7 protein-coding genes are annotated in these 12,487 nt (G+C 60.6%); 5 read left to right on the top strand and 2 right to left on the bottom strand.

All coding sequences use genetic code 11. From position 1 onward, the window contains the following. Window positions 1-62: 62 nt before the first annotated feature. Window positions 63-1,925, bottom strand: a complete 1,863-nt coding sequence (gene hscA / locus ABD903_RS05810; RefSeq protein ID WP_345222218.1) for a Fe-S protein assembly chaperone HscA — start codon at window positions 1,923-1,925, stop codon at window positions 63-65. A 548-nt stretch (window positions 1,926-2,473) separates the two neighbouring features. Here hscA and ABD903_RS05805 point away from each other — a divergent pair. The 5 genes from ABD903_RS05805 (at window position 2,474) to ABD903_RS05785 (ending at window position 9,644) form a co-directional block, all read left to right on the top strand. Continuing rightward, a complete protein-coding gene (locus ABD903_RS05805) occupies window positions 2,474-4,597 on the top strand; it encodes a DUF4331 domain-containing protein (RefSeq protein WP_345222216.1) in 2,124 nt (707 codons plus the stop codon). 114 nt (window positions 4,598-4,711) lie between these two features. Continuing rightward, window positions 4,712-6,043: a tetratricopeptide repeat protein gene (locus ABD903_RS05800; RefSeq protein WP_345222214.1), complete on the top strand. Its 1,332-nt coding sequence runs from the start codon at window positions 4,712-4,714 to the stop codon at window positions 6,041-6,043. Window positions 6,044-6,058: 15 nt separating this feature from the next. Continuing rightward, window positions 6,059-6,742 (top strand): HupE/UreJ family protein, encoded by a 684-nt coding sequence (locus ABD903_RS05795; RefSeq protein ID WP_345222212.1) that lies wholly within the window; start codon window positions 6,059-6,061, stop codon window positions 6,740-6,742. 68 nt (window positions 6,743-6,810) lie between these two features. Then, entirely contained in the window at window positions 6,811-7,197 is a 387-nt protein-coding gene (locus ABD903_RS05790; RefSeq protein WP_345222211.1) for a hypothetical protein, read from the top strand. Window positions 7,198-7,337: 140 nt separating this feature from the next. Then, on the top strand, window positions 7,338-9,644 hold the full coding sequence (locus ABD903_RS05785) for a TonB-dependent receptor (protein WP_345222209.1): 2,307 nt from the start codon (window positions 7,338-7,340) through the stop codon (window positions 9,642-9,644). 242 nt (window positions 9,645-9,886) lie between these two features. Here ABD903_RS05785 and ABD903_RS05780 read toward each other — a convergent pair whose 3' ends face one another. Then, window positions 9,887-12,250: an alpha-amylase family glycosyl hydrolase gene (locus ABD903_RS05780; RefSeq protein WP_345222208.1), complete on the bottom strand. Its 2,364-nt coding sequence runs from the start codon at window positions 12,248-12,250 to the stop codon at window positions 9,887-9,889. Between the last annotated feature and the right edge of the window lie 237 nt (window positions 12,251-12,487).

Raw genomic sequence — 12,487 nt, 5'->3', positions numbered from 1 at the left:
GCCCGGGCGGCGCAGCTATGAAAACTGTGCCGTCCGGGCGCTAAACATAGGGTAAATCAGGGCTAGATAATCTTCTTACCCGTCATGGCCTGTTTAATAGAAATTTGCATGACGCGCTCAGCAAAGGGGCTGGTCAGGGCTTCCAAATCGTCGACGGCGCGGTAAATGGCGTCTTTGTCGCCGCTGCCGAGGGTACCGCGCAGTACTTCGGCTTGCGCACGGGTCTGGCTGATTTCGTCTTCCGTAAGGTGCTGGCCGTTGGTTTGCAGAAACCGCTCAACCTGGTACAACATCTGCTCGGCGGCGGTACGGGCTTCGATGACCATACGGGCGGCCACGTCCTGCTTGGCGTGGGTGAGCGAGTCCATGAGCATTTGCTCCACCTGCTCGTCGGTGAGGCCGTACTGGGGCTTGATTTCGATGCTCTGCTTTACGCCGGAGCGCAATTCCAGCGCCTCCACTTTCAGAATGCCGTCGGCGTTCAGAATGAAGTTGACGTCGATTTTAGGCAGGCCGGCAGGCATAGCGGGAATGCCGCGCAGGTCGAATTCGGCCAGCTTACGGTTTTCCTGCACTAGGTCACGCTCGCCCTGGTACACCGAAATCTTCATGTTTACCTGTCCGTCCACGGAAGTGGTGTACTGGCGGCCGGCTTTGGTGGGAATCTTGGAATTGCGCGGAATGATGGGGTCCATCAGCCCACCCAGGGTTTCGATGCCCAGCGTGAGCGGCGTCACGTCGAGCAACAGAATGTCGCGGCGGTTGCCGGCCAGAATATCGGCCTGAATGGCGGCGCCCAGGGCCACCACTTCGTCGGGGTTGAGGGAGTTGTTGGCCGGCTGCCCGAAAAAGGCCGAAACCGTATCGTACACCAGTGGCACGCGGGTAGAACCGCCCACCAGCAGTACGGCATCCAAGGCAGTGGGCTCCAGCTTGGCATCGGCCAGGGCTTGGCGGCACGAAACCATGGTGCGCTCCACCAAGGGCTGAATAAGACGGTCGAACTCGGCGCGGGTAAGCTGCACGTTTACCTCGCCGGTGAGGGCTGCTCCAAAAGTGTCGGCTTGGCTAAGGTGACGCTTGGCCTGCTCGGCCAGCAGGCGCAGGCGCTGCTTGAACTGCGGATCGGCAGCTTCGGCACTTTGCAGGTCGTGCTGGGCCACCCAATGGTCGACCACGGCGCGGTCGAAATCGTCGCCGCCTAGGTAGGTGTCGCCGTGGGTGCTCAGTACCTCAAAAATGCCTTGGTGCAGGTGCAGAATGCTGATATCGAAGGTGCCGCCGCCGAGGTCATACACGGCCACGGTTTTCTCGTCGTCGGGGCTCAGGCCAATGCCGTAAGCTAATGCTGCGGCGGTGGGCTCGTTAACAATGCGCAGCACTTCCAAGCCGGCGAGGCGGCCGGCGTCGCGGGTGGCCTGGCGCTGGGAATCGTTGAAATAGGCCGGCACGGTAATTACGGCCTTGTTCACGGGCGTTTTCAGCGCGTGCTCGGCGCGGGCGCGCAGCTCCTTCAGGATTTCGCTCGACAGCTCGATGGGGGAGTAGAAGCGGTCCTGCACCCGAATTTTCACCAGGCCTTCCGAGTCGTCGTCGATGACTTTGTAGCCCAGCTCGCCGGCATGGTTGCCCAAATCCTTGTACGATTTGCCCAGCAGCCGCTTCACCGAATAAATGGTGTTTTGCGGCGCTAGCTCCAAATACTGCCGCGCTTCGTTGCCCACGATGGGGGAGGAGCCATCGGCCGGGAAGTGTACTACGGAGGGCACGATGGTGCCGCGACCTTGGTCGTTAATGGCTATGGGCTGCCGATTCTCCGGATGAATGTATGCGACCAGCGAGTTGGTGGTGCCCAAGTCGATACCGACGATGATTTCGGCCTGCTGCAGTGAGCCGGTAGACAGGTTGATGGATACTTTGGCCATAAGACGCGGCTGGGAAAAGGAAGGAGGCCGGCGGGTCGCAAAACTACGACGAAAAGACTGCGGGTGCCTGAACGCATGCGGCCGGGCCAAGCGCGTAGCAAGCGAAGCTAAACCGACAAAATGCTTAGTTGTTTAAGCGGAATAGTGGGTTTTAACAACTATTAAAAATAAACATGAAAACCGTGGAACTCTTACATCCAAACCTATAACTACACCGTAGATCTGCTAATTGTATCAGAGGCTAAGCTGCTTATTCGCACTTTTTGCGGTTCAGCCGCAATGCCACGCTCCTTGCCGCATACGTTGTAGCCCCGCACTTGGCCGCAGCGCATTGGGGTCGGTTTCCTAAAATCGACTCATCAGCGTACCCAACTCCCCCTCGTCTTGCCCCGGTTGGGCAAGGCAGAAAACTCCTTCAGCTGCCCCGCCCAAAGCGGTAATTGTACCTCCTTGCCATTACGGTACGGTGCGCGAATACAGTTGGAAGCGGGCTTTTTCCTCAGCGTTTTCGATTACCATTTCTCTTACCAACCCTAAACCGCTTACCTATGGAAAACCGTTTCCGTCCACTTTGGCTTCTGGGCATCTCCTGCAGCACCTTACTCGGTGTGCTGGCTTGGAGTGGCCAAAACAATAGCCTTGAAGCATCGAGTCACCGAGAGGCCCCGCTGATTGCCGACGACCCGTTGGCCGACAACACCGACCTCTACGCTTTCCGCAGCCCCGACGGCACCGAAAGCGTCACCATCATTGCCAACTACATTCCGCTGGAGCTGCCGCAGGGCGGCCCGAACTATAACACGTTCGGCGAAAACGTGCGGTATGAGATTCACATTAAGAACAACCCGGCTACCGCCGGCGACGACATTACCTATCGGTTCACGTTTACGCGCACCAACCAGGACCCCACCACGTTCTTCAACATCCGTCTGGGCCAGCAAAACCTGAAGACGACCTACACGATGGAGCAGAGCTTGGCCGGGGGCGCCTTTACCTCGGTTATTACCAACGGAATTGTGCCGCCGCCCAATGTGGGCCCGCGCTCCATTACCACTGCCGCCGGTCTGAACGCCGGTTCGTACACGGCGCTCATGACCAGCGCTATTCAGACGCTGGGCAACGGCACGAAAGTGTTCTGCGGCCCTACCGACGACCCGTTTTTTGCTGATCTGGGCGGTATTTTTGACCTCGGCGGCATTCGGCCTCCCGGCCAGGCCCGCGACGGTTTGGCCCGCAAGAACACCCACGCCATTGCCCTGCAAATTCCCATCACGGTCTTGCAGCGCACCGGCCAGCCGGTTTCGGCCGCTACCAATATTCTGGACCCGAACTACGTAATTGGCGTGTGGGCTTCGGCCAGCCGCCCGGCACTGCGGACGCTGAACGCCGACGGCACGCAAACCCACACCGGCAACTACATTCAGGTGTCGCGCCTGGGCATGCCGCTGACCAACGAGGTAATCAACCCCATTGGCCAGAAAGACGCCTGGAACGCCCGCACGCCTTACAACGAGGCCGCTTCCACCGACGATAACCTCTCGAACCCCGAGCTGGGCCTGTACATGGCCGAAGGCATGGCCAACGGCCAAACCTACTTTGGTGCCGCTGTTCCTGGTTTGAGCCCGCTGCGCATACAGACTCGCTCCCTGGCCGGCAGCCCCGGTTTGCCCGCCAACGGTTTCGACTTCCGCAACGGTGCCGCCGGCTTGTCGGGCCTGGTAGGCAACGCGGCCCTGGCCAACACGGCCTTGGCGCCGAACGCATTCGGGCCGTACTTGCTGCGCGCCGGCAAACCGCGTTCGGTAGACATCCTGCCGATTTTCCACACCGGTGTGCCCAACCTGCCCCCGTACCAGCTGGCCACCGGCAAAACGCCGCGTAACCCGCTTTCCCCGGGCAAGCCGTTCATCAACAACTTCCTGCTGGCCAATGCCACGGCGGCTAACCCCGGCGGCGACATGCTGCGCCTGAACATGGCTGTACCGCCCACGCCCCGCAACTCGCCCGACTTCAGCTCGGAAGGTTTGCTGCAAGCGGCTGTACTGGGCCTGACGGACCCGCGCTACAACGCCAACGCCAACATTCAAATGATTCCGAACATGGACGGCTTCCCGAACGGCCGTCGTTTGGAAGACGACGTGACCCGCATCGAGCTGCAAGCCGTGGGTGGTGCCGTACTGGCTGCCATCGGCCTGTTCTACGACGACTACACCGCTACCACGGCCAGCCCGGTGACGCCGCAGCTGCTGAGCGTAGTAGGATTTAACGCCGGCATCACGGCCAACGACACCACGTTCAAGGCGGCATTCCCCTTCTCCCAAGGCCCCTGGAGCGGTACCAACGCCCAGCGCATTGCCCTGGCCCAGCGCACGGCTAACGGTGGCTTAAACCTGAAGCCGGAGCTGGCTTCGCTCGCGCAGAACTACCCAAACCCGTTTGTGGACCAAACCACGTTCACGTACGAGGTAAAGCAGCGTATGAACGTGACCATCACCATCACCGACTTGAACGGCCGCGTAATCGATACGCCGGTGCGCGACAAGATGGTACGGGCCGGTACGTACGAGTTTAACTGGATGCCCAAGCGCCTCGCGGCGGGCATGTACGTGGCTACGCTCTCTACGGGCAAAACCATGCTGCAAACCGTGAAGCTGGTGCACACCACCAACTAGTAAACCCATTGCCATTTGTGCTTAACCGTCCGGCCGCCGTGAGGCGGCCGGACGCGTGCGCAACTCACGTAACGTTTTTCCTTTGCTACTACTTCTCCTCAACGACCTGACGCTATGACCACAGGCCGACGCATTCTGTATACTTTGCTGATTGTGGGTTTTATGGCGGCGGCCGGCGCGCTGCTCTTGCGCCGCCCCACGGCCCCTGTGCCCAAGCTGCAAGCCCGCCAAGGCTCCTTGGCCTTGGGGGGCGAATGGCTGAATACGCGCAATGCCGTGAACGGCTTGCAAGCCCGCCTGCGCAAAAATCCCAAAGACCACGAAGCCCGCCTGCTGCTTTCGCAAGCCTACATTCAGGAGGGCCGCATAACCGGCAACCATACGTACTACGATGCCGCCGCCATGGAGCTGGTGGACGAAGTACTGAACCGCGAACCGGAAAATTTTGAGGCTTTGTGCACCAAGGCCGTTATCTGCCTCTCGCAGCACCACTTTTCGCAAGGTTTGGCCCTGGCCGAAAAAGCCGAAGCCTTGAATCATTCGAACGCCTTCGTGCAGGGGCTACTCTGCGATGCGCACGTGGAACTGGGTCATTACGACGAAGCCGTAAAGGCTGCCGACCGCATGAACCAGCTGCGTCCCGATTTGCGCGCTTACGCCCGGGTTTCCTACCTGCGCGAAATTCACGGCGACGTGGCCGGCGCCAAAGAAGCCATGGACATGGCCGTTAAAGCCGGTGTAGCCGGCTTGGAGCAAACCGAATGGAGCCGCGTAACCCTGGGCCGCCTCCACGAAAACAGCGGCGACCTGGAACGCGCCGATGCCGAGTACCAAAAAGCCCTGGCTGCTCGCCCGAACTACGCGTATGCGCTGGCTGGTTTGGCCAGCACGGCCCGCGCCCGCGGCGACTATGCCACCGCCATCAAGCACTTAAAGCAAGCTCACCAGCTGGTTCGCGACTACGCGTTCATGGACGAGCTGACCGATGTTTACCGCATCAGCAAGCAGCCCCAACGTGCCGCGCAAGCCGCAAAAGCAGTGATAAAAGAATTGGCGGCCGAGGCTAACTCCGCCGACGAAAACGAAGAGCTTGGCCACTATTCCGACCGCGAGCTGGCCTACGCCTACTTGAAAACCAACCAGCTCGACAAAGCCCTGGAGCACGCCCGCATTGAGTACGAGCGCCGCCCCGATAATATTGACGTGTGCGAAACCATGGCTTGGGTGCACTACCGCCGCGGCGAGTACGCCGAAGCGGCAAAGCACATGGCCCTGGCCCGCCGTACCGGCAGCAAAAACCCGCAGCTGCTGTACCGTGCAGGCTGCATTGCCCTACGCAGCGGCAAACCAGCCGAAGGCCAGGCTCTCATTCAGCAGGCTCGTACGCTGAATCCGCACTTGCTCACCGACGCCGGTGAGGAGCCCATGTTAACTGCCGCGCGCTAGCCAATCCTGCTCTACATGTTCCGTAATCGGCTGCCGTTGCTTCGCCTGCGCTCCGCGCTGTTGCTGCTGGGGGTTGTGCTGCTGCCCGTGCTGGCCGAGGCGCACAAGCTGAACACCGACTTAAGTAAACTCTCGCGCACCGATGTGGTACTGGGTTACCTCGAGGTGGGCTTTACGCACATACTGCCGCTGGGGCTCGACCACATTCTGTTCATCCTGGGGTTGTTTGTGCTGGAGCCGCGGCTGAAACCGGTGCTGTGGCAGGCCACGGCTTTTACGGTGGCGCACTCCATAACTCTGGGCCTCGCGGCGGCTGGCGTGGTACAACCGCTGCCGTCGGTAGTAGAGCCGCTTATTGCGCTTTCCATCCTCTTTGTGGCCGTCGAGAACCTGCTTACCGACCGGTTACAGCCCTGGCGCATTGCCCTGGTCTTTGCCTTCGGGCTGTTGCACGGGTTAGGCTTTGCCGGCGTGCTGGCCGAAATCGGGTTGCCCAAACACGCATTCGTGGAGGCACTCATCAGCTTTAACGTGGGCGTGGAGCTGGGCCAGGTTACCATCATTCTGCTCGCCTGGTTTCTGGTGGGCAAATGGTACGGCCGCAAGCCCTGGTACAAGCAGCGCGTGGTGGTGCCGGTGTCGGTGCTCATTGGCGCCGTGGCCCTGTGGTGGACCGTCGAGCGCGTGTTCTTCGTTTGAGAAGTAACTAGTTCACAAGCGAAGCCTCGTCTTCGCGAAGCCAACAAAGAACCTTTAAAAACCACAACGTGGCCCGGACCTGCTTGGTGTTGCTGCTGCTTGGCTACTACCTGCTGGTGGTAGGTGCTGGCCTCGTGGGACGGCCCGAGCCGGTGCGCCCGGCGGGTACGCCGTACGTGCACAGCACCACTTGCCAGCACGAGAATTACCTGCGCCTCGACTGCTTCGACCGCTGCAACAACGACGCACAAACGGTGCAAAAACACGCCCCCGGCGACACGTGGCAGCACCTGCTCACCACACTCAAGAGCCTCGACGTACACTGCTCCTTCGACGCCGCGCCCACGGTGCCCGCGCCGTTGCCGCAGTTTGCCCGGGTGTTTTACACCAGCACCACGCCGGCCCTTGCTGCGGGCGCGTGTGCCCGACTGGACTTACCGCCCCGCCTAAGCTAATTCCGCTGCCGGCTCACGTGTGCCCCTTCCCTTCGGCACAGCAGAGCCCCGCCAATGCGCCGCGCATTGGCCCCGGTTTTTTCTTTCGGTTTGGTTGCCGGCAGCGCTTCTGCGCAGTTCGGTAACCCCTACGTAACGGTATGTACGCCACTTTTATACGCTTTTTCACCGGCAAGCTGGTTCAGCTGGCTCTGCTCGGCTGTTTCTTCTGCACGCTTAATGCGCAGGCCCAAAATGGGCAATTGGGCGCCTTGCGCGGCACCCTTACCGATTCCCTTACCGGCCGGCCGCTCGACAACGTGAGCGTTCAGCTGCTGGGGCGGCCCGAAGGCGCAAGCACCGACGCGTTAGGAACATTCCGAATTTCTCGCCTGGCCGCCGGTACCTACACTGTACGGGCTTCGGCGCTGGGCTACCGCAGCCGTACGGCCGTGGTCAACCTGGCGGCGGGCGAAACCCAAACCCTGAATTTTGCGGTAGCAGCCACTGCCTTGCAGCTAGCCGAGGTGAATGTGGCCCAGCCCCGCGACCTAAACCAAAGCGTAGCCGCCATCAGCGACATCGACCGGCAGTTGCGGCCCGTGAATTCGGCGCAGGATCTGTTGCGGCTGGTGCCGGGTTTGTTCATTGCCCAGCACGCGGGCGGCGGTAAAGCCGAGCAGATTTTCCTGCGCGGTTTCGATGTGGACCACGGTACCGATTTCGCCGTAACGCTCGACGGCATACCGGTGAACATGGTGAGCCACGCGCACGGCCAGGGCTACGCCGACTTTCACTTCGTGATACCCGAAACCGTGGAGCAGCTGCGCGTGTACAAAGGACCGTACACCGCCCGCTTCGGCGATTTTGCCACGGCGGGCGCCGGGGAGTTTACCACCAAAACCAGCCTCGGGCAAAGCCAGGCGAAACTGGAATTAGGGCGGTTCGATACCCGCCGGGCGCTGCTAATGGTGGACCTGACAGGTAAGGACGGCCGCGTGTTCAGCCGCAACCGGCGGGAAAGTGCCTACGTGGCCACCGAGTACAACTTCTCGAACTCTTACTTTGAAAGTGCGCAGGATTTTCGGCGGTTTAACGGCTTGGCTAAGTACACCGGGCAGCTGTCCGAGCGCGCCACACTCGCCCTCTCCGGCTCGCACTTTACTTCCAGCTGGGATGCTTCGGGCCAAATTCCGGAGCGTGCCGTGCAGGAAGGGCTCATTACCCGTTTTGGTAGTCTCGATAACACCGAGGGCGGCAACACCGACCGCACCAACGCCAACGCCATTCTGACGGTGGACTTGCCCAACAACGCGGTGCTTACCCAGCAGGTGTACTACAGCCGCTACCACTTTAACCTGTACTCCAACTTCACCTTCTTCCTCGAAGACAGCGTGCAGGGCGACCAGATTCGGCAGAACGAAGCCCGCCACCTGGCCGGCTACCGCGGCACCTACGAACGCGACATTGCCCTGGGAAGCCGCACGCTGCGCTCCACGCTGGGCGTAGGCACCCGCGCCGACGACGTGAACCTGGCCCTACGCCGTTCCCTGCGCCGCCAGGTAACCGATACCTTGGTGAGCGGCCGCGTGCAGCAGCAAAGCCTGTTTGCCTGGCTCGACGAAACGTTACCCATTACCGAGCGCTTTACCGTGAATGCCGCCCTGCGCGTGGACTACTTCCGGTTCCGGTTTCGCGAAGACCGCAACGATTCGTTGTCGGGCCGAGCCAGCAAACCGCGCGTCAGCCCCAAGTTGAATCTGTACTACCAGCTCACGCCCGCCGTGCAGCTATTTGCCCGCTCGGGCTTCGGTTTTCACTCGAACGATGCGCGTTCCGTAGTGGCCGGCGCGGCCAAGTCCCTGCCGCGGGCTATCGGCTACGAGCTTGGCAGCAATTTCAAGCCAACGGCGGCCTTGGTGGTAAATGCCGCGCTCTGGGCCTTGCACCTGCAAGACGAATTGGTGTACGTGGGCGACGCGGGCATTGTGGAAAGTGCCGGCCCCACCCGCCGCTTCGGCGCCGACCTGGGCATTCGTTACCAGCTCACACCCGCACTGTTTGCCGACGTAGATCTGAACTACAATTACGGCCGCGCCGTGGGCGAGCCCGACGGCGAAGACTACATTCCGCTGGCGCCGCGGTTCACCAGCATCGGGGGGCTCACGGTGAAGCGCCCCAGCGGCCTGAGCGCCAGCCTGCGCTACCGCCACATCGACACGCGCCCTGCCAACGAGGATAACTCCGTGCAGGCCCGCGGCTACTTTCTGCTCGATGCCGTAGCCAGCTACACCCAGCCCCGCTATCAGGTAGGCTTCAGCATCGAAAACCTGCTGAACGTGGACTGGAACGAAGCCCAATTCGACACCGAAAGCCGCCTGCGGCAGGAGCGGGATGCCGTATCGGAGCTGCACTACACGCCCGGTACGCCGTTTTTCCTGAAGGTCAACGGCAGCATTTTTTTCTAAGCCCACCCCGCACGGGCATAATACATGGCAGTTGAACCGTTGGGAGGGCAGGAGTTATCCGCATGCAAGCGGCGTGTGTCGCTTGAAACGCGTGACGTCCCGAGGGACACCTGTTGGGTGAACCGCGCTGCGGAAAAGCAAAAGCTGGTAATAATTTAGATTGGGGCAATAAGGGTTGCTGTCACATAAAAAAAGCCCCTCCTGATTCAGGAAGGGCTTTTTTATTGCGTCTATATTTGGCTTTACTTCAGCACCAGCTTGCGGGTAAGTTGCAGCTCGGGAACCGTGAGCTGGTACACGCCTGCTGCCAGCGGAGCGCGGGGCTTCAGGCGCTGCTCGTTAGTGCCGGGGTACAGCGTGAGCGGCTCCTGGTGAACCAGGCGGCCCGTGAGGTCGAACACCTGCACCGTGGCGGCAACCTGTGAGTCGCTGACCACCAGCACGTCCACGCGGTCGGAGGCAGTGGGGTTGGGGAACAGCTGCAGATCGGCCTGTATGTTGAGCTTAGGCGTTTGCGAGGCCAGGGCCGTGCGCCCGGCCGTGGCGGTATTGATATCGGCCGGAGCGGTGTAGGTGGCTTTCACGAATACCTTCTGGGCCGGGTTGGTGGTGGCGTTCTGGCGCGCGCGCAACGTAATCCAGCCGTTGGCGGTAGGCGTGTAGGTGCCCGTAAGCGTACCAGTACCGGTACGGCTGCTGACCAAGGTGCCGGCCGCATTGTAGAGGCCAACCACCAACGATTGCGTGCTGTTGCTGGGGAAGAGGTTGTAGGTAATGGTTTTATTGGCCGCCACGTAAATGCGACCCGCCGTACGCAACGCGGTAGAGCCGGCCGGCAATTGCCCACCTTGCCTGAGGGAACGGGAGTCGTTGTCGCCTAAATCGTCGGCCAGTTCCCACTCCTGCGTGGTGCTGCGCTCGGCCAAGTTATAGTTGGTGCCGATACCGGTAGGAGCCCACACCGAGTAGCCCCGGCGCCCACCGGCGGCGGTGCCGTTGCAGGGCGGCGTGTTAATGGTCACGGTTTTACTGCCGCTCACCGTTACGGTAGCCGTGCCGTTGGCCCCCGAATAGTCTTTGAGCACGGTGCCCGGCGCAAAATCGCACGATACGGTGCTGTTCTGCCAAGCGCTGAAATTGTCGTTGATACCGATGATGGCCTTGGTGCTGCGCTCAATCACGAGGTGGTCCTGGCTCTGCCAGCGCACTTTGTACGCTCCTTCTTTAAAGCGCAGGTTCTGGTGGCACCAAATCAGGTTCTCGATGTCGGAGCGGGTGGGCAAATCCACGGTGCTCTTGGGGCTGTGCGAAAAACGCTTGCCGGTGTTGCCGATGTTGAACAGATCTTCGAAGAAAATCTGGGGCGAGCCGTCCAGAGCCAGTGCCGCCGCATACGTGGCCGACAGGCGCGGATCGAACGGATCGATGTGGGGCGCCAGCTCGCTGCCGGTGTTCCAGCCAATGTAGTTGCCGGTGGAGCTGAGCTGTGGCCGGAACGTGTCGTGGTTGTTCACAAAGGGCACCGTGCGGTGTACGTACTGCCCGTTAATGAGCACCACGCGGGTGCTTTGCTGGTAGCCCGGCAAGCTGCCAATGTCGAAGTTGCCGCCGCCGCTCACAATGTTGTATAGCCCGTTGCGCAGCGCGAAGTCGAAAGTGCCGGCGCGGTTCTGCACGTTGGCCGTCCACTGGTCGAGCTGCCCGGCGCCGCCCACAAACTCACCTACGGCGTACATAGAGGCGCCGCCGTTGGCCCAGCCTGCGTTGTTCTGCAGGTTGTAAAGGAAATCTTCGGTGGCGAAATCCGGGAAGTGCTTCACCGCATCCAGCCGTACACCGTCGAACCCGACTTGCTTTTTGTACCAGATCAGCCAGGCACGCATGTTGTTGCGCATGTAATCGGCGCTCTGAGCGGGGTTGAACGTGGCGTTCGAGCTTTGGCCGTACGAGCCGTTGTAGAAGCTCACATCAGGCCCAAACAGAATGGCGTTCCAGTCGCCGGACGTGGAGTTGTTGCCGGGATTGGGGTTGAAATTCTGCCAGTTTTTGGAGAAGCGGCCGTTGCGGGCCAGGTAGTTGGCGGCGGTTTCGTCGGTGGCGGGCCGGGTAAAGCTCACGTACCGGAAGTTCTTGTACTTGCTGGTGGTGAAATCTTCCCAGGCCGCCGGATCTTGCCCGCCCGAGCCGTTGCCGGAGCCGGCGTTGTCTACGTGGTTGAGCACAATGTCCTGCACCACTTCAATGCCGTTAGCGTGCAAAATGGCCACGCCGCGCAGCAACTCATCTTTGGTGCCGAGGCGCGTGGGCAAAAATCCCTTTTGGTACTTGTCGCCGAGGTCGTAGTGGTCGAAAGGCGAATAGCCGTTGCCTTGGTTCCCATTTTTGATGGACGGCGGCAACCACACCGCATCAATGCCCATGGCTTTTAAACGAGGGGCCAAGTCGGCAATGTAATTCGCCCAGCCGTTGGGGTAATTGGTGTTCCAGTAGTCCCACCAGAAGCCTTGGAGCACCACTTTTTGGGCTCGGGCGGGCTGAGCCGTACCAACGGCCAGGCCAAGGGTAAGCAGCGCCCATAGGGCGGCCGCACGCCATACTTTTTGCATTATGAGTAGAGGTGTTTGGGTTGAGGAAATATTTGGGTGTTCGGAATCAAATGGCCTCATTATGAGAACGAAGCGGAGGTAAAAGGTAAATAAAAGACGCAAATAAACAAGCCCCCAACAGCGGCATTGGAAACCGGGGAATCTTTGAGGCTTGGTGCCTGTTTAGAATATAGCGGATGCCACATGCGGAATTTCCTGTATAAGTGTCCGTGTTCTGCCCGCAGCCGTAAACAGCTG

Origin of the sequence: Hymenobacter koreensis (assembly GCF_039541855.1) — a bacterium.
In the GTDB taxonomy this organism is placed as follows: domain Bacteria; phylum Bacteroidota; class Bacteroidia; order Cytophagales; family Hymenobacteraceae; genus Solirubrum; species Solirubrum koreensis.
Note: the sequence above shows the minus strand (reverse complement) of the source record. Positions and strands in the feature narration are given on the sequence as shown.

Excerpts from the sequence above, each read along its gene's own strand:
- ABD903_RS05800 (WP_345222214.1), top strand. The coding sequence starts at position 4,712 with ATGACCACAGGCCGACGCATTCTGTATACTTTGCTGATTGTGGGTTTT.
- hscA (WP_345222218.1), bottom strand. The coding sequence starts at position 1,925 with ATGGCCAAAGTATCCATCAACCTGTCTACCGGCTCACTGCAGCAGGCC.
- ABD903_RS05780 (WP_345222208.1), bottom strand. The coding sequence starts at position 12,250 with ATGCAAAAAGTATGGCGTGCGGCCGCCCTATGGGCGCTGCTTACCCTT.
- ABD903_RS05805 (WP_345222216.1), top strand. The coding sequence starts at position 2,474 with ATGGAAAACCGTTTCCGTCCACTTTGGCTTCTGGGCATCTCCTGCAGC.
- ABD903_RS05785 (WP_345222209.1), top strand. The coding sequence starts at position 7,338 with ATGTACGCCACTTTTATACGCTTTTTCACCGGCAAGCTGGTTCAGCTG.
- ABD903_RS05795 (WP_345222212.1), top strand. The coding sequence starts at position 6,059 with ATGTTCCGTAATCGGCTGCCGTTGCTTCGCCTGCGCTCCGCGCTGTTG.